This is a genomic window from Luteibacter sp. (genome assembly GCF_036500425.1).
Classification (GTDB): domain Bacteria; phylum Pseudomonadota; class Gammaproteobacteria; order Xanthomonadales; family Rhodanobacteraceae; genus Luteibacter.
The window spans coordinates 15,228-41,208 of record NZ_DASYCB010000034.1 but is presented as its reverse complement, the minus strand read 5'-3'; the positions used below and the strand labels follow the sequence as shown (position 1 = coordinate 41,208).

At 64.2% G+C, this 25,981-nt stretch carries 25 protein-coding genes and 1 tRNA gene; all 26 read left to right on the top strand.

All coding sequences use genetic code 11. The features are described 5' to 3' along the window. The 26 genes from VGN46_RS08490 to VGN46_RS08365 all read left to right on the top strand — a co-directional run bounded on the left by VGN46_RS08490 (window position 1) and on the right by VGN46_RS08365 (window position 25,949). The gene (locus VGN46_RS08490) at window positions 1-1,347 is read left to right on the top strand and encodes an aminodeoxychorismate synthase component I (RefSeq protein WP_331642680.1); all 1,347 of its coding nucleotides are present in this window, start codon (window positions 1-3) and stop codon (window positions 1,345-1,347) included. Next, window positions 1,344-2,180 (top strand): aminodeoxychorismate lyase, encoded by an 837-nt coding sequence (gene pabC / locus VGN46_RS08485; protein WP_331642678.1) that lies wholly within the window; start codon window positions 1,344-1,346, stop codon window positions 2,178-2,180. Before VGN46_RS08490 ends, pabC begins: the two co-directional genes overlap by 4 nt. Continuing rightward, on the top strand, window positions 2,177-3,205 hold the full coding sequence (mltG, locus tag VGN46_RS08480; protein ID WP_331642676.1) for an endolytic transglycosylase MltG: 1,029 nt from the start codon (window positions 2,177-2,179) through the stop codon (window positions 3,203-3,205). Before pabC ends, mltG begins: the two co-directional genes overlap by 4 nt. Further along, window positions 3,202-3,846 carry a dTMP kinase gene (tmk, locus tag VGN46_RS08475; RefSeq protein WP_414675239.1) on the top strand — a complete coding sequence of 215 codons (645 nt, stop codon included), beginning with the start codon at window positions 3,202-3,204 and terminating at the stop codon, window positions 3,844-3,846. Before mltG ends, tmk begins: the two co-directional genes overlap by 4 nt. Beyond that, a complete protein-coding gene (gene holB, locus VGN46_RS08470; RefSeq protein WP_331642672.1) occupies window positions 3,843-4,778 on the top strand; it encodes a DNA polymerase III subunit delta' in 936 nt (311 codons plus the stop codon). Before tmk ends, holB begins: the two co-directional genes overlap by 4 nt. 57 nt (window positions 4,779-4,835) lie before the next feature. Then, a complete protein-coding gene (locus tag VGN46_RS08465) occupies window positions 4,836-5,798 on the top strand; it encodes a PIG-L family deacetylase (RefSeq protein WP_331642670.1) in 963 nt (320 codons plus the stop codon). 37 nt (window positions 5,799-5,835) lie between these two features. Next, complete coding sequence (locus VGN46_RS08460) at window positions 5,836-6,195, top strand: PilZ domain-containing protein (protein ID WP_331642668.1); 360 nt, start codon at window positions 5,836-5,838, stop codon at window positions 6,193-6,195. Window positions 6,196-6,462: 267 nt separating this feature from the next. Beyond that, on the top strand, window positions 6,463-6,819 hold the full coding sequence (locus VGN46_RS08455; protein WP_247327462.1) for an NADH-quinone oxidoreductase subunit A: 357 nt from the start codon (window positions 6,463-6,465) through the stop codon (window positions 6,817-6,819). Further along, entirely contained in the window at window positions 6,810-7,364 is a 555-nt protein-coding gene (locus VGN46_RS08450; protein WP_139983592.1) for a NuoB/complex I 20 kDa subunit family protein, read from the top strand. The genes VGN46_RS08455 and VGN46_RS08450 overlap by 10 nt, the downstream gene beginning before the upstream one ends. Window positions 7,365-7,376: 12 nt before the next feature. Then, window positions 7,377-8,105 carry an NADH-quinone oxidoreductase subunit C gene (locus VGN46_RS08445; RefSeq protein WP_331642662.1) on the top strand — a complete coding sequence of 243 codons (729 nt, stop codon included), beginning with the start codon at window positions 7,377-7,379 and terminating at the stop codon, window positions 8,103-8,105. 27 nt (window positions 8,106-8,132) lie between these two features. Then, on the top strand, window positions 8,133-9,362 hold the full coding sequence (locus VGN46_RS08440) for an NADH-quinone oxidoreductase subunit D (RefSeq protein ID WP_331642745.1): 1,230 nt from the start codon (window positions 8,133-8,135) through the stop codon (window positions 9,360-9,362). A 21-nt stretch (window positions 9,363-9,383) separates the two neighbouring features. Next, window positions 9,384-9,911, top strand: coding sequence for an NADH-quinone oxidoreductase subunit NuoE (nuoE, locus tag VGN46_RS08435; protein ID WP_331642660.1), 528 nt, complete (start codon window positions 9,384-9,386; stop codon window positions 9,909-9,911). A gap of 10 nt (window positions 9,912-9,921) precedes the next feature. Beyond that, on the top strand, window positions 9,922-11,265 hold the full coding sequence (gene nuoF / locus VGN46_RS08430) for an NADH-quinone oxidoreductase subunit NuoF (protein ID WP_331642658.1): 1,344 nt from the start codon (window positions 9,922-9,924) through the stop codon (window positions 11,263-11,265). Next, window positions 11,262-13,577: an NADH-quinone oxidoreductase subunit NuoG gene (gene nuoG / locus VGN46_RS08425; protein WP_331642656.1), complete on the top strand. Its 2,316-nt coding sequence runs from the start codon at window positions 11,262-11,264 to the stop codon at window positions 13,575-13,577. Before nuoF ends, nuoG begins: the two co-directional genes overlap by 4 nt. A 3-nt stretch (window positions 13,578-13,580) precedes the next feature. Continuing rightward, on the top strand, window positions 13,581-14,603 hold the full coding sequence (nuoH, locus tag VGN46_RS08420; protein ID WP_331642654.1) for an NADH-quinone oxidoreductase subunit NuoH: 1,023 nt from the start codon (window positions 13,581-13,583) through the stop codon (window positions 14,601-14,603). A gap of 6 nt (window positions 14,604-14,609) precedes the next feature. Further along, complete coding sequence (gene nuoI / locus VGN46_RS08415) at window positions 14,610-15,101, top strand: NADH-quinone oxidoreductase subunit NuoI (protein ID WP_331642653.1); 492 nt, start codon at window positions 14,610-14,612, stop codon at window positions 15,099-15,101. A gap of 16 nt (window positions 15,102-15,117) precedes the next feature. Continuing rightward, window positions 15,118-15,780 carry an NADH-quinone oxidoreductase subunit J gene (locus VGN46_RS08410; RefSeq protein WP_331642652.1) on the top strand — a complete coding sequence of 221 codons (663 nt, stop codon included), beginning with the start codon at window positions 15,118-15,120 and terminating at the stop codon, window positions 15,778-15,780. Beyond that, window positions 15,777-16,082, top strand: coding sequence for an NADH-quinone oxidoreductase subunit NuoK (nuoK, locus tag VGN46_RS08405; protein ID WP_216164434.1), 306 nt, complete (start codon window positions 15,777-15,779; stop codon window positions 16,080-16,082). The genes VGN46_RS08410 and nuoK overlap by 4 nt, the downstream gene beginning before the upstream one ends. A 4-nt stretch (window positions 16,083-16,086) precedes the next feature. Then, the gene (gene nuoL, locus VGN46_RS08400; protein ID WP_331642648.1) at window positions 16,087-18,150 is read left to right on the top strand and encodes an NADH-quinone oxidoreductase subunit L; all 2,064 of its coding nucleotides are present in this window, start codon (window positions 16,087-16,089) and stop codon (window positions 18,148-18,150) included. Window positions 18,151-18,164: 14 nt separating this feature from the next. Continuing rightward, window positions 18,165-19,676, top strand: coding sequence for an NADH-quinone oxidoreductase subunit M (locus VGN46_RS08395; protein ID WP_331642646.1), 1,512 nt, complete (start codon window positions 18,165-18,167; stop codon window positions 19,674-19,676). A 14-nt stretch (window positions 19,677-19,690) separates the two neighbouring features. Beyond that, a complete protein-coding gene (gene nuoN / locus VGN46_RS08390; protein WP_331642644.1) occupies window positions 19,691-21,151 on the top strand; it encodes an NADH-quinone oxidoreductase subunit NuoN in 1,461 nt (486 codons plus the stop codon). Between the two features lie 85 nt (window positions 21,152-21,236). Further along, window positions 21,237-21,313: transfer RNA gene (locus tag VGN46_RS08385), tRNA-Met, on the top strand. A gap of 134 nt (window positions 21,314-21,447) precedes the next feature. Beyond that, window positions 21,448-21,801: a hypothetical protein gene (locus VGN46_RS08380; RefSeq protein ID WP_331642642.1), complete on the top strand. Its 354-nt coding sequence runs from the start codon at window positions 21,448-21,450 to the stop codon at window positions 21,799-21,801. Window positions 21,802-21,883: 82 nt separating this feature from the next. Beyond that, entirely contained in the window at window positions 21,884-23,401 is a 1,518-nt protein-coding gene (locus VGN46_RS08375) for a transglutaminase domain-containing protein (RefSeq protein WP_331642640.1), read from the top strand. A gap of 89 nt (window positions 23,402-23,490) precedes the next feature. Further along, complete coding sequence (locus VGN46_RS08370) at window positions 23,491-25,014, top strand: transglutaminase-like domain-containing protein (RefSeq protein ID WP_331642638.1); 1,524 nt, start codon at window positions 23,491-23,493, stop codon at window positions 25,012-25,014. 65 nt (window positions 25,015-25,079) lie between these two features. Next, the gene (locus tag VGN46_RS08365; RefSeq protein WP_331642637.1) at window positions 25,080-25,949 is read left to right on the top strand and encodes an AraC family transcriptional regulator; all 870 of its coding nucleotides are present in this window, start codon (window positions 25,080-25,082) and stop codon (window positions 25,947-25,949) included. Window positions 25,950-25,981 lie beyond the last annotated feature (32 nt).

Sequence of the window (25,981 nt, the reverse complement as noted above, 5' to 3'; positions counted from 1 at the left end):
GTGGCATTCTCCACGCGAACCCTTGCCGGCCGGCGCGATCTCCTCGCGCCGGCCGCGCTGTTTCCGGGGCGTTACCCGGCACTGCTCGCCTCGGCTGTCACCGGTACGGCGCAATCGCGCTTCGATATCCTTTTTGCTCACGACGGCGTGACGCTAGCGCTCGCCGCGGATGGCGTGCTTCGCGACGGCGCCGGGCAAATACTTTCCGGGTCGTTCCTCGATGCGTTCGACGCGGCATGGGCCAGACAGCATCGTCCGCGTGTCGACGATGGCCTGCCTTTCCATGGCGGCTGGGTGCTTTATCTCGCCTATGAACTAGCCGCGCAGGTGGAGCCATCGCTTCATTTGCCGGCGGCCCGTGGCGATGCGCCCATCGCCTGCGCGCTGCGCGCCCCGGCTGCTGCCATCGTCGACCATGTCGAGGGCCGCACGATCCTCGTCGCCGAGGAGGGTGCCGAAGCGTGGCTCGACACCCTTGAAGCCGATCTTGGCGCAAGCATGCCCGAGCTGATCCTGGCGGCGCCCGAGCGCATCGATGAGGACCAGCCGACGCGGTTCCTGGATGGCGTTCGTCGCATCCATGAGCACCTGCGTGCCGGCGACACGTTCCAGGTCAACCTTTCACGCCGCTGGTGCGCGCACTTCGCTGACGTGCCTGCGCCCGCCGCGCTGATGCAGGCGCTGCGTGGCGCGAATCCCGCCCCGTTTGCGGGTCTGCTGCAGCAGCCGGGTTGGGCCATCATCAGTTCCTCGCCGGAACGGCTGGTGGAGTCGCGTGATGGCGTCCTGCAGACGCGGCCGATCGCCGGTACCCGTCCGCGCGTGGCGGGCGACGACGATGCCGCGCGCATCCGCGAACTCACGACGCATCCCAAGGAGCGCGCCGAGCACGTCATGCTGATCGACCTCGAGCGCAACGATCTCGGCCGGGTATGTGTGCCTGGCAGCGTTAAGGTCGATGAGCTCATGGTGGTGGAAAGCTACGCGCACGTGCACCACATCGTATCGAACGTGCGCGGGCGCGCACGTGAAGCGATCACACCAGGCCAGGTGATCGCCGCGACGTTCCCGGGTGGCACCATCACGGGCTGCCCTAAGGTGCGCTGCATGCAGATCATTGGCGATATCGAGCAGGAGCCGCGGGGTGCCTACACGGGTGCGCTCGGCTACGTGGACGATAGCGGCGACATGGATCTGAATATCCTGATTCGTACGCTCCTGGCCGAGGGGTGCGAGGTGTCGATGCGCGCTGGCGCCGGCATCGTCACCGACTCCGTGCCTGAAAAGGAGCTCGACGAAACCCGCGCCAAGGCGCGCGGGTTGTTGCGGATCTTTGGCGCGGGATGAGTACGCGGCGGTCGGTGGATTTTCGCGACGTCGGTGTCGTCTCTGCCGCCGACCGTGGATTTACCTATGGCGATGGCTTGTTTGAAACGGTGCGCGTCGTCGGTGGCGTGGCGCCGCTTTGGCCGCGGCATGCGGCGCGGCTGACCCGCGGCTGCGCGCAGCTGCGCATGCCCGCTCCCGGGATCGATGCGATTTACGCGGAAATCCTTCGCTTGAGCGGAGGATTTCCTGATGCCGTGGTACGCGTGACCTTGAGCCGTGGCGTGGGCGAGCGCGGCTACGCGCTTCCCCTGCGGCAGGCGCCCACGCTGGTCGTGGCCGCCGCCGAACTTACCCTCGATCCCGTGGCATTCCGTGAGGGGATCGCGGTGCGCGTGTGCGATCTACAGCTCGCGACCCAGCCTGCACTGGCTGGCCTCAAGCACCTCAACCGGCTCGAGCAGGTCCTGGCCCGCGCGGAGTGGACGGATCCGGCGATCGGGGAGGGGTTGCTGTGCGATATGGCCGGCGATGTCGTCTGTGCCACGGCGGCCAACCTCTTCGCGGTGATCGATGGTGAACTGGTCACGCCGCCCGTGGATCTGTGCGGCGTGGCGGGCGTGGCGCGTGCCGAGATCCTGGCGACGCGGGCCGTCGCGGTGACCCGGGTGGGCCTCGCACGGCTGCACCAGGCGTCGGAGGTCTTCCTCACGTCGGCCGTTCGCGGCATTCTCCCTGTCCGGGCGCTCGGCGCCCACACGTGGCAGCCTGGCCCCGTGGCGGGTGCGCTGCAGGCGCACTGGGCCTCGCTGGGCTTGCCGTTGACGACTCGTGCCAAGGATCGTGATCGATGAAAGTGCGTGGCGCCGCCCTCTGGCGCGCGGTGTTGCTCGTGGTGCTCCTTGCGGCGATCGCCGTTGGCGCGTGGCTGTGGCTTGACTGGGCGCGATTCGCCCGGACGGCACTGGCCGTGCCGACAGCAGGGCAGAGCATCGACGTCGCCCGCGGTTCGTCGTTCAAGGACATCGTGCGCGACCTGCGCGATCGCGGCGCGACGAAGGCATCGCCCTTGTACTGGCGGGTGCTTGCCATGGAAATGCATGCGTCCGGCCGCCTGCATGCGGGTGAGTTTGCGTTGCGCCAGGGTATGACGCCTCGGGACCTCATTGCGGACATGGCCGCGGGTAAGGTCATGCAGCGCAACTTCACCATCGTGGATGGCTGGACGTTCGCCGACCTTCGCCGGGCGCTGAGTGCGGTGGATACGCTGACCCACGACACCGCGGGCGTGGATGATGCGGAGCTTGCAAAGCGCATCGGCGTCGAGGGCGATAACCCTGAAGGCTGGTTCCTGCCCGAGACCTACGCCTATGTGAAGGGTGATGCGGATAGCAGCATCCTCAAGCGAGCCCACGCCGCGATGAGCAAGACGCTGGATGCCGCCTGGCCGGGGCGTGCCACCGGCTTGCCACTGGCGAGCCCGTACGAAGCCCTGATCCTCGCCTCCATCGTCGAAAAGGAAACGGGCAAGGCGGATGAGCGGCCGCGTATCGCGGGCGTCTTCGTGCGCCGGCTTGAGCAGCACATCCTGCTGCAGACCGATCCGTCGGTGATCTACGGGATGGGCGCTGCCTACGCCGGCAACATCCACAAAAGCGACCTCACCACCGACACCCCGTACAATACGTATACGCGGGCGGGCCTGCCGCCCACGCCCATCGCCCTGCCGGGCCGGGCGGCGATCCAGGCAGCGCTGCACCCGGCCGATGGCAAGGAGCTGTATTTCGTCGCGCGCGGCGACGGCAGCCATGTCTTCTCGGCTACCCTCGAAGAACATAACAAGGCCGTGGCCTGCTACCAGTTGAAACGATGCCAGTGAATCACGGACAGCGCGGACGGCTTATCACCCTTGAAGGGGGCGAAGGCGCCGGCAAGAGCACTCTCCTGCGTGGCCTCGAGGCTCACGTGCGCGGGCAGGGCGTCGATCTGGTCGTGACACGCGAGCCGGGTGGCACCGTTGTCGGCGAAGCCGTGCGCGGCGTCGTACTCGATGCGGCCAACAACGAACTTTGCGCGGAGGCTGAGCTGCTGCTGATGTTCGCATCGCGCGCGCAGTTGGTACGCCAGGTGATCGAGCCGGCGCTCGCGGCAGGGCAGTGGGTGCTTTGCGATCGTTTCACCGACGCGAGCTATGCCTACCAGGGCGGTGGTCGCGGGCAGCCGCTGGAACGTATCGCCGAACTCGAGCGTTGGGCCGCGCTGGGCCTGCGTCCCGATATCACGCTGCTGCTGGATCTCCCCGTGAGCGAAGGTCGCGCACGCGCGGCGGGTCGCGGCGAGTCCGATCGTATTGAAGTGGAGGGCGATGCCTTCTTCGAACGCATTCGTGGCGCCTATCGCGAACGCGCCGCCGCCGATCCGGCACGCTTCCGTGTGCTCGATGCCAGCGCCTCGCCGGCAGCTGTCCTCGCACAAGCCGTGTCCGGCCTCGCGAGCCTGTTCGGGCAGGACGTCGCGTGACGTCGCGGCCGTGGCAGGCGGATGCATGGGCGCGGCTGCAGGCGCGCCGTGAGCGCGATGCGTTGCCGCACGCGCTGCTGCTCGCAGGGCCGGCTGGCTTGGGCAAGCGCGATTTCCTCGCTGATTTCGTCAAGGGCTTGCTATGCCAGCAGCCTACCGACGGCATGCCGTGCGGCACCTGCCGCAGCTGCATGCTCATGGCCGCGGGTACCCACCCCGACGTGGTCGCGCTCAGCTTCGGCTTGCGCAAGGATGGTGGTACGCGCACTGAAATCGTGGTGGATCAGGTCCGCGACCTTTCGCAGCGGCTGGCCATGTCCAGCCAGTTTGGTGGCTGGCAGGTCGCTACGATCGATCCTGCGGATGCGATGAATGCCGCAGCCGCCAACGCGCTGCTGAAAACCCTGGAAGAGCCTACGCCCTCCACGATCCTGGTCCTCGTGGCCGATGAGCCAGCGCGCCTGCCGGCGACGATTCGCAGCCGCTGCCAGCGCATCGATTTCCTCGTACCTTCCCGCGACGTGGCGCTGGACTGGTTGCGCGGGCAGGGTGTGGCCGATGCGCCGGCCGCGCTCGAGGCCGCAGGGGGCAACCCCGGCCTGGCCCGCGACTGGGCGGCCGACGGCGCGCTGAAGCAGCGCATGGAAGTACGCCAGGATCTCAAGGGTCTGGCCGCTGGCCGTGGCGATCCCATGGACGTCGTAAAGCGTTGGCAGGCCACCGATCCCGCGCGCTACGTGTGGTTCGCGGCGCAGGCTGCCACGGACGAGTTGCGCGCCCGGGCTGCCGGGCGCCCGGCACCGCTCGAAAGCCAACTGGACGATGAGTCCCTGGATGCCTGGTACGGCCGCGCCAACCGCGCACGCGATGCACTGCGTGGTCCCTTGCGCACGGACCTGATTTTGCTTGAACTCATCGCCGCCTGGCGTTGACATCGCCTTTTCGCCGGATCCGCCCTAATCGAAGCTCAATCGCGCCCCGGTATCGCCGTGTCCTACGCCCCCACCATCGATGCGTCCACGCGCCTGCTGGTGGTCGCCCCCCATCCTGACGACGAATCCCTCGCCGCCGGCCTGCTGATCCAGCGTTGCCTGGGCATGGGCGGCCGCGTCGACGTGGTGCTCCTGACCGATGGCGACGACAATCCCTGGCCGCAACGCTGGGTCGAAAAACGCCTGTTCATTGGTGCCGCCGGGCGTAAGCGCTGGGGTGCGCGCCGGCGTCTCGAAGTGGCGGCCGCCCTCGGCCGACTGGGCGTCGGCCCGGATCGCCTGCATGCGCTGGGCTGGCACGATATGCAGGTAACCATGCAGCTCCGTCGTCACCACGACACCGCGGTGGGGGCCCTGCGCGGGATCATCGAGCGGGTCCGCCCGACGCTGCTGGTCATTCCCGACCTGGGTGACCGCCACCCGGATCATGGCGCGGCCCATGTGCTATCCCGGCTTTCCCTGCACGCGGCGGGCTCGTCGGCCGAGGTCCTCACCTACATGGTGCATGGCACGGAGGCTAGCGCGCCCGAGGACCTGATCGTCCCGGACCTGGATGGCGAGCGCCAGGCGACCAAGATCGCCGCCGTGCTGGAACACGCGACGCAAATGGCCCTGAGTCGCCAGCGCATGCTCGGCGTGGCCTCACGCCCGGAGCGGTTTGACCGGCCGCCGCCCCCGGTGGCGGGCGATGCCCTGCGTTTGCCCTGGCGCCCGGGCCCCTTCGCTCGAACGCGTCTGCGCGTCTTGCTCGCGGACGGGCAGGGTGCTCGTCACTGGGCCTGGCGGAGCGCACCGCTGGAGCGCGAAGGCAGTGACTGGCTCCTGGCCCTTCGGCCGGTGCCAGGCCCTGCCTTTGTGAAGCTCACGGCCGACCTGTCCACCCCGTGGATCTACGACCGCTACGGCTGGGTATGCCAAGATCCCGAGCCCGTCGGGCTTGTCGCCCGCCCCGTGGGCTAGCTAGGATGGCGGCCAATCAAGGGAATCCAACGCCTCCATGAATGCCACCAGCCCGTCGCCGCGCCAGGGCATCCTGTCGCTGAAAATCAAGGACGTGAATTCCCTGTACATCTCGTACATGCCGTTCCTGAAGACGGGTGGCCTGTTCGCCCCGACGGCCCAGCGCTACAACCTGGGCGACGAGGTGGCGCTGCTGGTGACCCTTATCGACGATAACGAGCGCCTGTCGGTGGCTGGCAAGGTCGTCTGGATCACCCCGGTAGGCGCCCAGGGCAACCGGACGGCGGGTGTGGGCATCCAGTTCAACGAATCGCCCGAGAGCGAAGCGGCCCGGCAGCGCATCGAGGCACTCCTCGTGGGCACCCTGAACTCCGAGCGCCCGACCCAGACGATGTAGCCGGCATGCCGAAAATCCGGCCTTGCACCATGGCGGGGCGGTTTTTCCTTCATTAAGACTTGTCCGCATACCTGCACGCACTGGTACAATAGATCGGTTCCCCAACGTGAGATTGTGGATCTCCGGAGTCGTTGGCGCGCCTGGCGCGTCGTCTCGGATCGAGCCATTTGGATCGATTCGAAAAAAGCTCCGGCGCCCCTAGCCGGACCGCTCGTCCCCGTCGACGGTCACTGATGCGCCCAGCGAGGCGCGGAGGTACGCAGCATCGTGCTCGCCCAATATTGGCCCGTCCTGTTGTTCATAGCCGTGGCCGTCGGCCTAGGCGCCGTCCTGATGGTGCTCGGCATGCTTGCCGGCCCGAAACGGCCCGATGCGGAAAAGCTCTCGCCGTATGAGTGCGGTTTCGAAGCCTTCGAAGACGCGCGCATGAAGTTCGACGTGCGTTATTACCTCATCGCGATTCTCTTCATTATTTTCGACCTCGAAATCGCCTTCCTTTTCCCGTGGGCCGTGGTGTTCGACAAGATCGGACTCATCGCTCTGGTGGAAATGGCACTCTTCCTGGCGCTGCTCGTGGTCGGTTTCGGTTATGTCTGGAAGAAGGGAGCGCTCGAATGGGAGTGATGACCACCATCGACCGGGTGATGCACAACCCGGAACCGCTCAACCTCGTCGACGACATCATCCGTCCGAATGGCGATGCACCGCTGCCGCAGCGCGGCTTTGGCGTCACCAGTGTCGACGCGCTGATGAACTGGGCGCGCACTGGCTCCATGTGGCCGATGACGTTCGGCCTGGCGTGCTGCGCGGTGGAAATGATGCACGCGGGTGCCGCGCGCCTCGATCTCGACCGTTTCGGCGTTGTGTTCCGCCCGAGCCCGCGCCAGTCCGACGTGATGATCGTGGCCGGCACCCTGGTCAACAAGATGGCCCCCGCGCTGCGCAAGGTCTATGACCAGATGCCCGAGCCGAAGTGGGTCATCTCCATGGGTTCGTGCGCCAACGGCGGCGGCTACTACCACTATTCGTATTCGGTCGTTCGCGGCTGTGATCGCATCGTGCCGGTCGACATCTACGTGCCGGGTTGCCCGCCGACGGCCGAAGCGCTGATCCACGGCATCCTGCAATTGCAGAAGAAGATCCGCCGCACTCACACGATCGCGCGCTAACAGGGCCTGCACATGAGCGTTAATAACGAGACCTCGCTGGTCGAACGCCTCGCCGCGCGCTTCGGCGACATGCTGACGGTGAAGGTCGAGCGCAACGAGGTCACCGCCGAGGTCGCCCCGCGCGACCTCATCGCCGTGGCCACCGCGCTGCGTGACGAAGCCGGCTTCCGCTTCACCGTTTTCATCGACATCTGTGGTGTGGATTACCTCAGCTACGGCAAGACCGAATGGGATACCGACACTGCGCAGGGCGAGAGCTTCTCGCGTGGCGTGGAAGGGCAGGCGATGGGTCGCTTCACGTGGGCCGAGCGCCCGCGTCCGGCCGACCTGCCGCGCCGCTTCGCCTCGGTGTACCAGCTGCTGTCGATCGAGCACAACCAGCGCATCCGCCTGCGCAGCTTCTGCGAAGACGATAACTTCCCGGTGGTGCCGTCCGTGACGGGCATCTGGCCGGGCGCTGACTGGTTCGAGCGCGAGTCGTTCGACCTGTACGGCATTATTTACGATGGCCACCCCGACCTTCGCCGCATCCTTACGGATTACGGCTTCGTCGGCCATCCGTTCCGCAAGGATTTCCCGCTCATCGGCAACGTCGAAGTTCGCTACGACGCCGAGCAGAAGCGTGTTGTCTACGAACCGGTTTCGATCGAGCCGCGCGTGCTGGTGCCGCGCACGATCCGCAACGATGCCGACCTCGATCAGGCCAGGGCGGAAGCCGCCGACCGCTGGCGGGAGAATTAAGCCGTGGAAGAAATTCGCAATTACACGATGAACTTCGGGCCGCAGCATCCTGCGGCCCACGGCGTGCTGCGCCTCGTGCTGGAAATGGATGGTGAAACCATCGTCCGCGCCGACCCGCACATCGGCCTGCTGCACCGTGGCACCGAGAAGCTCGCCGAATCGAAGCCGTTCAACCAGTCCATCGGTTACATGGATCGCCTCGACTACGTCTCGATGATGTGCAACGAGCACGCTTACGTGCGCGCCATCGAGAACCTGATGGGTGTGGAAGCGCCGATCCGTGCGCAGTACATCCGCACGATGTTCGACGAGATCACCCGCATCCTGAACCACCTCATGTGGGTCGGTTCGAACGCGCTCGATCTCGGCGCCATGGCGGTGTTCCTTTATGCCTTCCGTGAGCGCGAAGAGCTCATGGACGTTTACGAGGCGGTGTCGGGCGCGCGCATGCACGCTACGTATTACCGCCCCGGCGGCGTGTACCGCGACCTGCCGGAGCAGATGCCGCAGTACCGCGAATCGCCGTGGCACAAGGGCGGCGACCTGAAGCGCCTGAACCAGTGGCGCGAAGGCTCGATGCTGGACTACCTCACGGAGTTCACCAACGACTTCCCGAAGCGCGTGGATGAGTACGAACTGCTGCTCACCAACAACCGTATCTGGAAGCAGCGTACGGTCGGCATCGGTATCGTCTCGCCCGAAAAGGCCCAGGCCTGGGGCATGACCGGCGCCATGCTGCGCGGTTCCGGCATTGCATGGGACCTGCGCAAGAAGCAGCCGTACGCCGCATACGAGCACATGGATTTCGACATCCCGGTAGGCGTCAACGGCGATTGCTACGACCGCTACCTGGTGCGCGTGGAAGAAATGCGCCAGTCGAACCGCATCATCCGCCAGTGCGTGGAGTGGCTTAAGGCCAACCCGGGCCCGGTCATGGTGCAGAACTACAAGGTCGCCCCGCCCAGCCGTGTCGAGATGAAGAACGACATGGAAGCGCTGATCCACCACTTCAAGCTCTTCACCGAGGGCTACGGTGTTCCCGCCGGCGAAACGTACGCCGCCGTGGAAGCGCCGAAGGGTGAATTCGGCTGCTACCTCATGTCCGATGGTGCGAACAAGCCGTTCCGCGTGCACCTGCGCGCGCCGGGCTTCGCCCACCTTTCTTCGATGGACGCGTTCGTGCGTGGCCACATGCTAGCCGACGTCGTCGCGATGATCGGCACCTACGATCTCGTCTTCGGCGAAGTCGACCGCTAAGTCGACGGAGTACACAGAATCATGAAAGCCACCGGTCATTTCGAGCAGGTGAAGGATGTCGATCCTATCGCTGTGCTCAACGATCACACCCGGGAGCATATCGACCACTGGGTCGGCAAGTTCCCGCCGGACCGCAAGCGCTCGGCGCTGATCCAGTCGCTGATGGCCGCCCAGGAGCAGAACCAGGGCTACCTCACCGACGCGCTGATCACCGCCGTCGCCAAGTACCTCGACCTGCCGCCGATCTGGGCGTACGAAGTCGCGAGCTTCTACTCGATGTTCGAGACCTCGCCCGTCGGCCGCAACAACGTCGCCATCTGCACCAATATCTCGTGCTGGTTGAACGGGGCCGAAGGACTCGTGCGCCGTTGCGAGAAGAAGCTGGGCATCAAGACCGGCGAGAGCACCGCCGACGGCCGCATCTACCTCAAGCAGGAAGAGGAATGCCTGGCTGCCTGTGCGGGCGCGCCGATGATGGTCGTCAACGGTCATTACCACGAGAAGCTGACGGCCGAATCGGTCGACGCGATCCTCGACGGTCTTAAGTGAGGTAAGGGCAATGGCTAGCACCACTGGTCCGGTCGGACCCGCACCCCAGGAACACCAGGTCGTCTACACGACCCTGCATTTCGAAAAGCCCTGGTCGCTCGAGAGCTATGAGAAGGTCGACGGCTGGAAGGCATGGCGCAAGATTCTGGCTGAAAAGCCGGATCCGGCCGCGCTGATCGAAGAAATCAAGAAGAGCTCGCTGCGCGGCCGCGGCGGCGCCGGCTTCCCCACCGGCCTGAAGTGGTCGTTCATGCCGCGCACGGCGCCGGGCCAGAAGTACATCCTGTGCAACTCGGATGAATCCGAGCCGGGCACCTGCAAGGATCGTGACATCCTGCGCTTCAATCCGCACTCGGTGCTGGAAGGCCTGGCGATCGCGTGCTACTGCACCGGTTCGACCGTCGCCTATAACTACCTGCGCGGTGAGTTCCACCACGAGCCATTCGAGCACATCGAAGAAGCCCTGAAGGAAGCGTACGCCGCTGGCCTGCTCGGCAAGAACATCGATGGCACCGGCATCGACGTGGACATCTATAACGCCCTCGGCGCTGGCGCGTACATCTGCGGTGAAGAAACCGCGCTGATGGAATCGCTGGAAGGCAAGAAAGGCCAGCCGCGCTTCAAGCCGCCGTTCCCGGCCGGTTTCGGCCTGTACGGCCGCCCGACCACGATCAACAACACCGAGACCTATGCCTCGGTGCCGGCGATCCTGCGCAACGGCGCGGAGTGGTTCCTCAACATCGGCAAGCCCAACAACGGCGGCCCGAAGATCTTCTCGGTCTCCGGCCACGTGAACAACCCGGGCAACTTCGAGATCAAGCTCGGCACGCCGTTCTCCGAACTGCTGGAGATGGCGGGCGGTGTCCGCACCGGCAATAAGCTCAAGGCGGTCATCCCGGGCGGCTCCTCGATGAAGGTGCTGCCGGCCGACAAGATGATGGAATGCACCATGGACTACGACTCGCTGCAGAAGGCGGGTTCGGGTCTGGGTTCGGGCGCCGTCATCGTGATGGATGACAAGACCTGCATGGTCCGCGCCTGCCACCGCATCTCGCGCTTCTACATGGCGGAGTCGTGCGGCCAGTGCACTCCGTGCCGCGAAGGTACCGGCTGGATGTACCGCGTGCTCTCGCGCATCGTCGAAGGCAAGGGTACGCAGGAAGACCTGCACCGCCTGAAGGCCGTCGCCGGCCAGATCGAAGGCCACACCATCTGCGCGTTCGGCGAAGCTGCCGCGTGGCCGGTGCAGGGCTTCCTGTTCCACTTCTGGCACGAATTCGAATACTACGTGCAGCACGGCCGTTCCATCGTGGACGGCCCCGCTGGCACGGCCACCACTGGAGTCGCTGCATGAGTGCGCAGCCCGTAGCCAATGCCGCGCCCGATCTCGTCAATGTCGAGATCGATGGCGTTCCGGTGCAGGTAGCCAAGGGGTCGATGATCATCCAGGCGGCCGACGCCGTCGGCATCGCCATCCCGCGCTTCTGCTACCACCGCAAGCTCCCGATCGCCGCCAACTGCCGCATGTGCCTGGTGGAAATCGAGAAGATGCCGAAGCCGGCACCGGCATGCGCCACGCCGGTAGGCGAGGGCATGAAGGTCTTCACCCGTTCGGACAAGGCACTCAAGTCACAGCGCAACGTGATGGAGTTCCTGCTGATCAACCACCCGCTGGATTGCCCGATCTGCGACCAGGGCGGCGAGTGCGAACTGCAGGACGTCTCGCTCGGCTACGGCCGTTCGGTGTCGCGTTATGTCGAGCGCAAGCGCACGGTAGCCGATGAGAACCTCGGCCCGCTGATCGCGACCGAGATGACCCGCTGCATCCAGTGCACGCGCTGCGTCCGCTTCACCAGCGAGATCGCCGGCACGTACGAGCTGGGTGGCATGAGCCGCGGTGAAAACCTTGAGATCGGTACCTACATCGGCAAGACGATCGAGAGCGAACTGTCGGGCAACATCATCGACGTTTGCCCGGTCGGCGCGCTGACCAACAAGCCGTTCCAGTTCCAGGCCCGCGCCTGGGAGCTGGTCGCCCGCCCGTCGGTGGCTTACCACGACGCGCTGGGTTCGAACCTGTGGCTGCATACCCGCCGCGGCGAAGTGCTGCGCACGGTGCCGCGCGATAACGAATCGATCAACGAGTGCTGGCTCTCCGACCGTGACCGCTACAGCCACCAGGGCCTTTACGCGGCAGATCGCGTCAAGGCACCGATGGTCAAGCGCAACGGCCAGTGGGCGACCACCACGTGGGACGACGCCCTCTCGGTCGCCCGCGAAGCACTGAAGAGTGTGTCCGGTGCCGACCTCGGCATCCTGGTGAACCCGGCGACCACGAACGAGGAGGGCGAGCTGCTCGTCCGTCTGGCGCGTGGCCTGGGCAGCGCCCACGTCGATCACCGCCTGCGTCAGCTGGATTTCGCAGACAACGCCTTTGCCAAGCCGTTCGCTTCGTCGATCGCTTCGCTCGACAAGGTGAAGTCGGCGCTGATCGTGGGTTCCGACCTGCGTTACGAAGTGCCGCTGCTCAACCACCGCATCCGCCAGGCCGCGAAGAAGGGCGCGAAGGTGTTTGCCGTGAACCCGGCGCACTTCAACTTCAACTTCGATCTCGCCGGCGAAGCGGTTGCTCCGCCGCACGAGCTGGTCGCCGAACTGCTGCAGTTCGCCAAGGTGGCTGCCGAGAACGGCGCTGTCGTGCCGGAGTCGATCGCAGGTGTGGTGAACGCTGCCACGACCACCGACGACCACCGTGCTGCGTACACTGAGTTCGCGGTCGAAGGCGCCGTGGTGATCTTCGGCCACGCCGCCGCCAACCACCCGGAAGCCTCGTGGCTGCGTGCCATCGCGCGCTTCATCGCGCAGGCCGCCGGTGCGGCGTTCAACGAAATCCCGGCGGGCGCCAATGCTATTGGCCTTTCCACGGTGGGCGTGCTGCCTACCGCGGGTGGCCTCGATGCCCGCGCCATGCTCGCGCAGCCGCGTAAGGGTTACGTGCTGTACAACGTCGAGCCGCCGTACGATTTCGCCGATGGTGCCCAGGCCCTGCAGGCCATGCACTCGGCGCAGACCGTTGTCGCGTTCGCTGCCTACGCTTCCGACGCCCTGAAGGATTCGGCCGACGTGATCCTGCCGATCGCGCTGACGCCGGAGCTGGAAGGCACGCTGGTGAATGCAGAGGGTACGGCCCAGGCCGTGCTCGCGGGTTCGAAGGCGCCGGGCGAAGCCCGCGAAGGCTGGAAGGTCCTGCGTGCGCTGGGCGGTTCGCTCAACGTCGCCGGCTTCGAGTTCGATGACCTGGCTGGCCTGCGTGATGGCATGGTAGAGCGCACGACGGATGTTCGTCTGGTGCTCGGCCAGCGTGCTCCGGCCGCGACGCTTTCGCGCATCGCTACCGTGCCGGTGTACCGCGGTGATGCCGTACTGCGCCGCGCCGGTGCGCTGAACTCGCATCCGCTGAATCGCCCGGCCGCCATCCGCGTCAGCGCGGACGACGCGGGCAAGCTCGGCCTGGTTGATGGTGGCAACGGCCGCATCGGCGACAGCGTGCTTCCGGTGGTGGTCGATGCCGCGGTGCCTGCCGGTGCCGTGTGGATCGATGCCGCGCTCCCCGAAACCGCGATGCTGCCGCCGTACGGCGCCGCCATCACCCTGAGCAAGGCGTAAACCATGGCCGATCAACTCTTCGACCACCTCTTGCTGCCGGTGCTGTTCATCCTGGCGATCGTCCTGCCGCTCGTTGTTACCGTCGCGCTGTACGTGTGGTGGGAGCGCAAGGTGCTGGGCTGGATGCATGTCCGCATGGGGCCCAACAAGGTCGGCCCCGCCGGCCTGCTGCAGGCCTTTGCCGATGTCGTCAAGCTGCTCATCAAGGAAGTGGTGCTGCCGACCAACGCGAACAAGTTCCTGTACTTCCTGGCACCGATGCTGGCCCTGGTGCCCGCGCTGGCTGCCTGGGCGGTGGTGCCGTTCGCGCCGGGTATCGTGCTCGCCAACGTCAACGCCGGCGTGCTCTACCTGCTGGCCATGACCTCGATGGGCGTGTACGGCATCATCCTCGCCGGTTGGGCATCCAACTCGCGCTACGCCATGCTCGGCGCCATGCGCGCCGCGGCGCAGGTCATCTCGTACGAACTGTCGATGGGCATGTCCATCGTCTGCGTGCTGGTGCTCACCGGTAGCCTGAACCTCACGGCGATCGTCGAGGCGCAGCACGGCGGCCTGCTCAGCTGGTACTGGATCCCGCTGCTGCCGGTGTTCGTCATCTACTTTGTCTCGGGCGTGGCGGAAACCAACCGCGCACCGTTCGACGTGGCGGAAGGCGAATCGGAAATCGTCGCCGGCTTCCACGTGGAGTACTCGGGCTCACCGTTCGCGCTGTTCTTCCTGGCCGAATACGCCAACATGATCCTGGTCGCGTTCCTGACCTCGATCCTGTTCATGGGCGGCTGGATGTCTCCGTTCCCGGAGAGCGTCCCGTTCCTGGGCCACGCCAGCATCCTGTGGCTGTTTGCCAAAGTCTTCTTCTTTGCCTTCCTGTTCCTGTGGTTCCGCGCCAGCTTCCCGCGCTACCGCTATGACCAGATCATGCGCCTCGGCTGGAAGGTCTTCATCCCCATCACCATCGTCTGGGTCCTTGTCGCCGGCTGCATGAAGTATTTCGGCTGGGTCCACATTGGCACGGGAGCCTAAAGAACCATGTCCCGCGTAACCCATTATTTCAAGAGCCTCCTGCTCCTCGAGCTGTTCAAGGGCATGGGCCTGACCATGCGCTACATGTTCAGCCCGAAGTACACGATGCGCTATCCGTTCGAGCACATCCCGAAGTCGAACCGCTTCCGCGGCCTGCACGCCCTGCGCCGTTACGCCAACGGTGAAGAGCGCTGCATCGCCTGCAAGCTGTGCGAGGCGGTATGCCCGGCACTCGCGATCACTATCGACTCGGCACCGCGCCCGGAAGATGGCCAGCGTCGCACCACGCGCTACGACATCGACCTGTTCAAGTGCATCTTTTGCGGCTTCTGCGAAGAGAGCTGCCCGGTCGATTCCATCGTGGAGACCCACGTGCACGAGTACCACATGGAACATCGCGGCGAGAACGTGGTGACCAAGGGCCAGCTGCTGGCCATTGGCGACCGCTTCGAGCAGGACATCGCTGCTGCCCGCGCCCAGGACGCGGCTTACCGCTAAGGGGCCGGGACATACGATGAATAACGATCTGCTTCAACTCATCTGTTTTTACCTCTTCGCGGGCGTGGCGGTTATCGCCGGCCTGATGGTTATCACCGTGCGCAACTCGGTGCATGCCGTGCTGTCGCTGGTCCTGACCTTCTTCAGCATGGCCTGCGTCTGGCTGCTGGCCGAAGCGGAGTTCCTCGCCATCGCGCTGGTCGTCGTTTACGTCGGCGCAGTGATGGTGCTGTTCCTGTTCGTGGTCATGATGCTGGACATCAAGCAGGAGGTCGTCCGCGAGGGCTTCATCCGCTACCTGCCGGTGGGCATCATCGTTGCCCTGGTCATGCTGGTTGAAATGCTGGCGATGATCGGCGTGAAGTCCATGCACGCCCATACGCTTGGCCCGAACCCGGCCGGTAACTCGAATGTCGCGTGGCTGGGCCAGGCCCTGTACACCGACTTCCTGCTGCCGTTCGAAATCGCCGCGCTGATCCTCACCGTGGGTGTGGTGGCCGCCGTGGCCCTGACCCTGCGCCAGCGCCTTGGCGTGCGTCACCAGTCGGCGGCCGAGCAGGTGTCTGTCCAGGCGACTGACCGCGTGCGTGTCGTGAAGATGGCCCCGAGCCAGGTGGCTTCGGTACTGCCGCCGCCGGCACCCCCGGCTGCCGATCCGACGCAGGAGAACACCAAGTGATCACGCTTTCCCATTACATCGTGCTCGGCGCGATCCTGTTCTGCATCGCGGTCGCTGGCCTGTTCATCAACCGCAAGAACGTGATCGTGCTGCTCATGGCGATCGAGCTTATGCTCCTCGCGGTGAACACCAACTTCGTGGCCTTCTCGCGCTTCTTCGGCGATGTGTCGGGCCAGGTGTTCGTGTTCTTCATCCTCACCGTGGCTGCGGCGGAATCCGCCATCGGCCTGGCGATCCTGGTCCTGCTGTTCCGTAACCGGAGCACGATCAATGTCGCCGAAATCGACAGCATGAAGGGTTGATCCGATGAGTCTCTCGCTTGCAATCCTGCTTACGATCGCACTGGCCCCGTTGGCCGGCGCGATCCTGGCGGGCCTCTTCGGCAAGGTGATCGGCAGGGCGGGGGCGCACAGCGCCACCATCCTCGGCGTCGCCATTGCCTGCGGCCTGTCGTTCTACGTGCTCTACCAGCTGGTGTGGGGCGGGGCGGATAACTTCAACCAGGATGTCTACACCTGGTTCGAGATCGGCCGCTTCCACGCTTCCGTCGGCTTCATGGTCGATCGTCTCACCGCCATGATGATGGTGGTGGTCACGTTCGTGTCGCTGCTGGTGCACCTGTACACCATCGGCTACATGGCGGAAGACCCGGGCTACCAGCGCTTCTTCAGCTACATCTCTCTCTTCACCTTCTCGATGTTGATGCTCGTCATGAGCAACAACTTCATGCAGCTGTTCTTCGGCTGGGAAGCGGTGGGCCTGGTGTCGTACCTGCTGATCGGCTTCTGGTACAAGCGCCCGACCGCGATCTTCGCGAATCTCAAGGCCTTCCTGGTCAACCGCGTGGGTGACTTCGGTTTCCTGCTCGGCATCGCCGCGATCCTGTACTTCCTGGGCACCCTGGATTACCAGACCGCGTTCGACCACGCGCCCGACCTGGTCGGCAAGACCCTGCAGATCACCCAGAACCATGCGTGGGATGCAGCTACCGTGATTGGCATCCTGCTGTTCATCGGTGCCATGGGTAAGTCGGCCCAGGTGCCGCTGCACGTGTGGCTGCCCGATTCGATGGAAGGCCCGACCCCCATCTCGGCGCTGATCCACGCGGCCACCATGGTGACCGCGGGTATCTTCATGGTCGCGCGCATGTCGCCGATCTTCGAGCTGTCGGACGCCGCGCTGTCGTTCATCCTCGTCATTGGTTCGACCACCGCCTTCTTCACGGGCCTCATCGGTATCGTGCAGAACGACATCAAGCGCGTCATCGCGTACTCCACGCTCTCGCAGCTGGGTTACATGACCGTCGCGCTCGGCGTCTCCGCGTACAGCGGTGCCGTGTTCCACCTTATGACCCACGCCTTCTTCAAGGCCTTGCTGTTCCTCGGCGCCGGTTCGGTCATCATGGGCATGCACCATGAGCAGGACATGCGCTACATGGGCGGCCTGCGCAAGTACATGCCGATCACCTGGATCACCATGTGGATCGGTTCGCTCGCCCTGGCCGGTACGCCGTTCTTCTCGGGTTTCTATTCGAAGGACGCGATCATCGAGGCGGTGGGTGAGTCGCATCGCTGGGGTGCCTCGTACGCTTACTTCTGCGTGCTGGGCGGCGTGTTCGTGACCTCGTTCTACAGCTTCCGCCTCCTGTACATGACCTTCCATGGCAAGGAGCGCTTCACGGTGGAGCACAAGGCGCATGGCCACCACGGCCACGATGCCCATGCCGACCACCACGACGACGCACACCACGATGACGATCATGGCCACGGCACGCCGGGCGTGCTGGAGCATGCGCCGCACGAGTCGCCGTGGGTGGTGACGGTGCCGCTGGTCTTGCTGGCGATCCCGTCGATCCTGATCGGCCTGTTCACCGTGAAGCCGATGCTCTACGGCAACTGGTTCGGCAAGGCGATCCACGTCAACGAAGAAAACAACGTGCTGGGCGAACTCGCGCATGAGTTCCACGGCGCGGTGGCGGCTGGCCTGCATGGCTTCATCGCCTGGCCGTTCCTGATCGCGCTGGCCGGTTTCATCTCGGCCACGTACATCTACCTCTTCAACCCGTCCGTCGCCGACAAGGCGAAGAGCGCGCTGAAGCCGCTGTACAACCTGCTTGACCATAAGTACTGGATCGACGAACTGTACTTCGCGGTGTTCGCGAAGGGCGGCGTCAAGCTGGGCGAAGGCCTTTCGAAGGTGGGCGACCAGGCCCTCATCGATGGCGCTATCGTCAACGGCTCGGCCGGCCTCGTGCAGCGCATCGCCGGCGGCGCACGCCGCCTGCAGTCCGGATTCCTCTTCCATTACGCGTTCGCCATGATCCTCGGCCTTATCCTGCTCCTGGGCGGGTACTGGCTGATCGGGCAATAAGGGAAACGAGCTATATGTCGAATCACTTGCTCAGCCTGCTGATCTGGCTTCCGATCGTCGGCGCCATCCCGGTGCTGCTGGCCGGTTCCGGTCGCCCAGGCCTCGCCCGCTGGATCTCGCTGCTGGTCGCGGTTGCCACCTTCGCCGCCAGCCTTGCCCTCCTGCCTGCCTACGATGCCGTTAGCGGCACCATGCAGCTCACGGAATCCTTCAGCTGGATCCCGTCGCTTGGCATCAACTACTCGCTAGCGGTCGACGGCATTTCCGTCGCGCTGATCATCCTCACTACGTTTACCCAGATCCTCGTGATCGTGGGTGCGTGGGAAGTGATCCAGAACAAGCCGCACCAGTACATGGCCGCCATGCTCGTCCTCGAGGGCTGCATGGTTGGCGTGTTCTGCGCGACGGACGCGTTGCTGTTCTACGTGTTCTTCGAAGCCATGCTGATCCCGATGTTCGTCATCATCGGTATCTGGGGTGGCCCGCGCCGCGTCTACGCCACGCTGAAGTTCTTCATCTACACGTTCTTCGGCTCGATCTTCATGCTGATCGGCCTGATCTACCTGTATCACAAGACCGGCGGCAGCTTCGCGCTGGCCGATATGGCCAAGGTGCACCTGACCCTGACGGAGCAGAGCTGGCTGTTCTTCGCCTTCCTGCTGGGCTTCGCCATCAAGGTCCCGATGGTGCCGGTGCACACCTGGCTGCCGGATGCCCACGTGGAAGCGCCTACCGGCGGTTCGGTGGTGCTGGCGGCGGTCATGCTGAAGATCGGTGGCTACGGTTTCCTGCGCTTCTCGCTGCCGATCGTGCCGGATGCGTCCGAGCACTTCGCCGGCCTGATCATCGTTCTCTCACTGATCGCGGTCTGCTACATCGGTTACGTGGCCCTGGTGCAGGGCGACATGAAGAAGCTGGTGGCGTATTCGTCCATCGCGCACATGGGTTTCGTCACCCTGGGCATCTTCATTGCCTTCATGCTCGTGCGCGACTTCAATAACCCGGATGCTGCCCGCCTTGGCATGCAGGGTGCGATGGTGCAGATGATTTCGCACGGTTTCATCTCCGGTGCGATGTTTAGCTGCATCGGCGTGCTCTATGACCGCCTGCACTCGCGCCAGATCAAGGACTACGGCGGCGTCATCAACGTGATGCCGATCTTCGCCCCGTTCTACGTGCTGTTCGCCATGGCCAACAGCGGCTTGCCGGGCACCAGCGGTTTCGTCGGCGAGTTCATGGTCATCCTGGCCGCGTTCAGTGCCAACCCGTGGATCGCGCTGTTTGCCGCCTTCACGCTGATCATCGGTGCGGCTTACACGCTGTGGATGGTGAAGCGCGTGCTGTGGGGCGACATCACCAATCCGCACGTGAAGGAACTGACCGACGTCAACGGCCGCGAGATCTTCATGCTCTCCGCGTTTGCTGCCGGCGTGCTGGTCTTCGGCATCTGGCCGGAGCCGCTGGTCCACCTCATGGATGCGTCGGTCGCTCGCCTGGTCGAGCAGCTGGCCATTACGAAAGTCTGAGCGGGAATTAGTCCATGCCTGGTATCAATGACATCCTTATCCTGCTCCCCGAGGTTTACCTCACGGTCGCGGCGTGCGTCCTGCTTATGCTGGACGCCTTCCTGAAGCCGGACCAGAAGGGCGCGGTGCACTGGCTTTCGGTGCTGGTGCTGCTGGTCGGCGCCTACCTGGTCGTGAGTGGCCAGCCCGATGGCAGCGTGACCGCGTTCAGCGGCATGTTTGTCCGTGACGGTGTCGCGGAAGTCCTGAAGGTGTTCTCGCTGCTGATCACCGCGGTGATCTTCATCTATGCGCGTCCGTACCTGAAGGAGCGGGCCATCCCGTTCGGTGAGTTCTATACGCTCACCATCTTCGCCACCATCGGCATCATGTTCCTGGTGTCGGCCGGCAGCCTCGTGACCGTGTACCTCGGCCTCGAACTGCTCACGCTGTCGTCGTACGCACTGGTCGCGCTCAACCGCGATTCGCGCCTGTCCTCGGAAGCGGCGATCAAGTACTTCGTGCTGGGCGCGCTGGCCTCGGGCATGCTGCTCTACGGCATGTCCATGGTTTACGGTGCTACGCATAGCCTCGACCTGCATGCGATCCATGCGGCCATCGTCGGTACGGAGTGGCATACGCTGCTGCTGTTCGGCCTGGTGTTCATGATCGTCGGCATCGGCTTCAAGCTCGGCGCCGCGCCGTTCCACATGTGGATCCCGGACGTGTACCAGGGTTCGCCGACCGCTGTGACCATCTTCATCGGCTCGGCGCAGAAGCTCGCTGCGTTCGGCATGGCTTACCGCCTGCTGTCGACCGGCATGGGCGACATCGCCGGTGGCACGGCGGGTCTCGCTGCGCAGTGGCAGCTGATGCTCGCCGTGCTGGCGGTGCTCTCGCTGGCGATCGGTAACCTCGTCGCCATCGTGCAGACCAACCTGAAGCGCCTGCTGGCCTATTCGACCATTTCGCACATGGGCTACCTGCTGCTCGGCCTTGTCAACGCGGGTCCGGAAGGCTACTCGGCCTCCATGTTCTATGCGATCAGCTACGCGCTCACCAGCGCCGCGGCCTTCGGCATGATCCTGGTGCTGTCGCGTGCTGGCTTCGAGTGCGAAGAGATCGACGACCTGAAGGGTCTCAACCAGCGTTCGCCGTGGTTCGCCTTCATGATGCTGCTGGTGATGTTCTCGCTGGCTGGCGTGCCGCCGCTGTTCGGCTTCTTCGGCAAGCTGCTCGTGCTGAAGGCGGCGATGGATGCCGGTTACATGTGGCTCGCACTCGCGGGCGCGGTGTTCGCGATCATCGGCTTGTACTACTACCTGCGCGTCGTAAAGGTCATGTACTTCGATGCGCCGAACGAAGGCACCGATGTGCGTGCCACGTCGGATGTGTCGTCGCGCTGGGTGCTGTCGATCAATGCGATCGCACTGCTGGTGCTTGGCTTTGCGTGGTCGCCGCTGTTCGCCTGGTGCCAGAGGGCGTTCGGCGTCTGACGACGTTTTTGCAGCCCTTTCTTCACGAATATGTAAGAAAGGGCTTGCAAGAACCTCGCCACATCGCTATACTTTTTTTCTCTGATGCGGGGTGGAGCAGTCTGGCAGCTCGTCGGGCTCATAACCCGAAGGTCGTAGGTTCGAATCCTACCCCCGCTACCAGTTTTACTAAAAAGGCGCTGACTCTGGTCAGCGCCTTTTTTCTTGTTGGACTACACGGATTGTCGTCCACGGCTGACATCTTTGCCGAGCGCCACTGGGTACATTGAGCTCCCTTCCTCAACGGAGCTACTTCCATGGCTGTCGTCACCAGCGTGTCCGCTGCGCCCGCGCAGGTTAGCGTTGACATGCTCCTGGGTATCGCATCGTCCATCGCCAGGCTGGACGCGAAGTTCGATGTCGTCAACGCGAGGTTCGATGCGGTCGACGTCAAGTTTGCCGCGGTCCAGGTCTCCATCGCCGAGCTGAAGTTGAACGTGGCCAGCGTCGAGGGCGATGTCCGGAAGCTGTTCGACTGGAAGCAGCGGCTGTGGGGCATGCTGGTGCTTATCAGTCTCGTGACCGCGCTTGCTCCCTCCGCGTGGCACGCTCTGGCAGAGGGGCTCTCGCGCGTGGGCCACGCCCCGGGCGCGCTATCGGCCCCAGAGTAAATTCGCTGTCATGTACGGGCATCCTGCTTGACTCACCCGTGCCTTTACCGTTTATAGGGACTCCAACGCCGAAAGGATTCCCATGCGTATTTCGTATGCTGTTGTGGTGGGTTGGCTAAGCCTGGCGCCTGTCAGCGCGTTCGCGGCGGATACCTGGATGACCGTGATGCTGGACGGCCAGAAGGTGGGCAGGGCGCACATCCAGCGCGACGTGCAAGGCGATCAGGTCATCACGATGCAGTCGCTCGACCTGCGCCTTAATCGCTTCAAGACGCCCCTCGTAACACATAGCGAAGCGCGCCTCGTAGAGACCGTTGATGGCGCACCGCTGTCGTTTTCGACGAAGTCCGGCCAGGGCGACGCGATGATCGAGATCGACGCCCAACCGCATGGCGACCAGGTATTCCAGGTTTCCACTCGTATGGCGGAAAAGAACACGGTAACGCTGCTGAAATGGCCTGAAGGCGCGACACTGGCAGAGGGCCAGCGCCTTGCCCTCGTAGCGCGCGGCTTCCGTCCGGGTACGGCTTACACGCTGCGCATGTTCCAGCCGGATCGGCAGCAGGTAGCCAGCCTGGAGGTCACGGTCGCTGGCGACGAGATGGTCGACCTCCCGGGTGGGAAAGAACGTTTGCATCACTTGCGCGAAGAGCTCAAGGGATCGAGTGGCTCGCAGTGGACGGACATCTGGGTCGACGACGCCGGTTTCATTCGCCGCTCGATCGCTCCCATGCTTGCCTACCACCTTGAAATGGTCGCTTGTGATCAAGCCTGCGCCATGGCGCCCGACCAGGATGTCGATGTGCTGCGAACCGCTATGTCGCAATCGCCGCGACTGATACCTGGTGCGCTTCGCATCGCGCCTATCCGGTATCGCATTTCCGTGAAGGGTAACCACCCTGCGCCGTTTATCGAAACCGATGAGCAGCATGTCAGTGATATCGCGCCGGGCGTCTACCAGGTGGACGTGGGCCGGCCATTACCGCACGGCGATGAAGAGGGGCCGACCAGCCAGGACACCGAGGCCAACGCGTGGGTGCAGTCCGACGCGCCGGCGATCCACGATGCGGCACTTGTCATCGTCGGCAACGCGAGGTCAGACAGGGCGCGTATCCGTTTGTTGCGTAGCTATCTCACCGACCATATCGACACCAAGGGCATGGATATTGGGTACGCGACGGCGCTGGATACGCTGCAGAGCCTCAAGGGCGATTGCACCGAGCACGCCGTGCTGCTCACCGCGTTTGCGCGTTCCCTCGGTATTCCGGCGCGCGTGGTGACCGGGCTGGTATACGTCGATCGGTTCGCTGGCGCGAACCGTGTCTTCATCCCGCATGCCTGGGCGCAGGTCTGGTTGAACGGCCGGTGGGAGAGCTTCGATTCCGCGCAGGGTCGCTATGACTCAACGCATATCGCCCTTGGCGTAGGTGATGGCGCACCCTGGCATTTCTTCGATGCCATGGCGGTATTGGGCTCGATTCACATCGAACGCGCTACGCCGACATCGCAGATGATGGATATGCCTCCGGAGTCGGTGCGCCCCGATATCCAGCCGTCACCCTCTGTCATGCCGAATCCCAGCAATTCGTCGCGCCGCTAACGCGGTGCGCCGCAGCGGTGAGGTGCGCGAGGCTTGACATGCCTGCTGTCCGTGCGCTTTATAAGCCACTGGGCCGCGGAGCGATTCTCGTGCGTACACTGCAAGCGTTCATGGTTGGCTTGCTCTGCCTTGCTTCCGCTTATGCAGAGGCCCAGGACGTGTGGATGACCGTGACGCTCGACGGGCACAAGGTCGGCAAGATGCACGTCACTCGCGAGGTAACGGATAGTGGTATCGCGACCGCGCAAGTGCTGGATGTGCACCTCAACCGCATGGGGGCGCCCGCGCTCATGCGTGCGAACCTTGGCGCGGTCGAATCGCCCAGTGGCGCACCTCTCGGTTTCTCGTCAACAGGCGGCCAGGCATCCGCAGGTGCCGAAGTGAAAGCTACTCGACGAGACGATGGCGTGTTCCAGCTCGAGGACACCACCCGCGGCGAATCGAAGATCACCTTGTTGCAGTGGCCCGACGGCGCGCTGCTCTCGGAAGGACAGCGCCTTACGACGGTAAGTCATGGTTACCGTGCCGGCACGACCTACCGATTGCGTGTCTTTGAGCCGTCGCGGCAACAGGTTGCTGATGTTGATGTGACGGTGGTCGGCGATGAATGGGTCGTCCTTCCTGGCGGGAGGGAGCGGTTGCACCACCTCAAGCAGGTGCTCGCGGGAAGTGAAAGCACCCAGTCGAGCGAGTCGTGGGTGGATGATGCAGGTACCGTTCGCCGCTCGATTTCTCCGTTGCTGGGCTTTCGGATCGAAATGGCCGCGTGCGACGAGGCATGCGCCAATGCACCCAATGAGCATATCGATATCCTCCGCGCGGCGATGATCGACTCTCCGCGCGCCTTGCCTGCCGCCTTGCGGACGGCGCCCATACGGTATCTGGTCGTGGTGCGTGGCGATCGTGCCAGTCCCTTCATCAGCACGGACGAGCAGCAGGTGACCGATCTGGGCAACGGGCAATATCAGATCGATACCAGCTATGCCCAGCCCTATGTCGATGAGAGCCGGCCGACGAGGGACGATACGGCTGCAAACGCATGGGTCCAGTCCGACGCACCCGAGGTCCACGCGATGGCGTTAAAAGTCGTCGGGAATGCGAGCAACAACCTGCAACGAATGCGTCGGCTTCGTGCTTTCCTAACCGACTACATCGACGCGAAAACCCTTGATGTCGATTACGCCTCAGCGCTGGAGACTCTGCAAAGTCGCCGCGGCGACTGCACCGAGCATGCCGTGCTTCTGGCCGCCTTGGCCCGATCGCTGCACATTCCCACGCGCGTGGTCTCCGGGCTGGTCTATGTCGACCGATACGCGGATGCGGAGCGCGTATTCATCCCGCACATGTGGGTGCAGGCCTGGCTGGATGGGCACTGGGTTAGTTTTGATTCGGCACAGGGGCGTTACGACACCACACACATCGCCCTGGCTGCGGGCGACGGTGATCCCCGGAGCTTCTTCGCGGCCAAGATGACCCTTGGTTCCATCGATATCCTACGTGCCGTGCCTGTACCGGCCGTCATGGATGCGCGTACGCGCGGCCTTTCGCGGCCCGACATGGCGCGAGACGCGGTCAGCACCCTGGCGCCGCCTGGTGCCGGTACGGGACACTAAGCGCAGGCAAACCAGGAAGCAAGATCAGTCATGCGCGCCATGGCCTTGGCCGTTACGCTTTACCCATGACTGACGACCGCTTCCGCCATGTGCTCGGTTACATAGACAGCCATCTGGACGATGTCCTTTCTCTGGATGTGCTGGCCGTGCAAGCTGCCTATTCGCCGTTTCACTTCCACCGCCGCTTTTCTGCGCTAACCGGCATGGGTGTGCATCGCTATGTGCAGCTTTCGCGCTTCAAGCGTGCCGCGTGGCAGGCGGCGTTCCGGCCGGATGTATCGGTCATGCAGATGGCCTTGGATGCCGGGTATGAAAGTCCGGAGGCCTTCTCGCGTGCCTTTCGGCAGCGGCTGGGCCAATCGCCGTCGGCGTTTCGCGAGCAACCGGACTGGGCACGCTGGGCGCGCGCCTGGCAGGACCTGGACCTGGTCAGGAGATTTGCTATGCCGCCAACGCACCAGCTGGGCGACGTTCGCCTTGTCGATTTTCCTGAGACGCCCGTGGCATGCCTGTCGCACGTGGGGCCGCCGGAGCAGATGGGTGAAACGATTCGCCGTTTCATCATGTGGCGTAAAGACCGCCAGTTGCCGCCTGCCAGGGCGGCCACCTGGAATCTCGTCTACGACGATCCCGACGAAACGCCGGCAGACGCCTACCGAATGGATATCTGCTGTACCTGTACCGAGGTCCCGCCCAACGAGCAGGGCGTTGTCGCGGCGCGGATCGATGGGGGGCGTTGTGCCGTCCTGCGACACACGGGATCCGACGCGCAACTTGTCGACAGCGTGCGCTTTCTCTACGGCGAATGGCTGAGCACCAGCGGGGAGACGCCTCGCGACGCGCCATTGTTCTTCCAGCGGATCACCTTCTTTCCTGATGTGCCTGAGCATGAGGCGATCACGGATATCTATTTGCCGCTTGGGGGCGGTGACTAGATAGCGCCCGGAAGCCTGGTTGCCCATCCAGA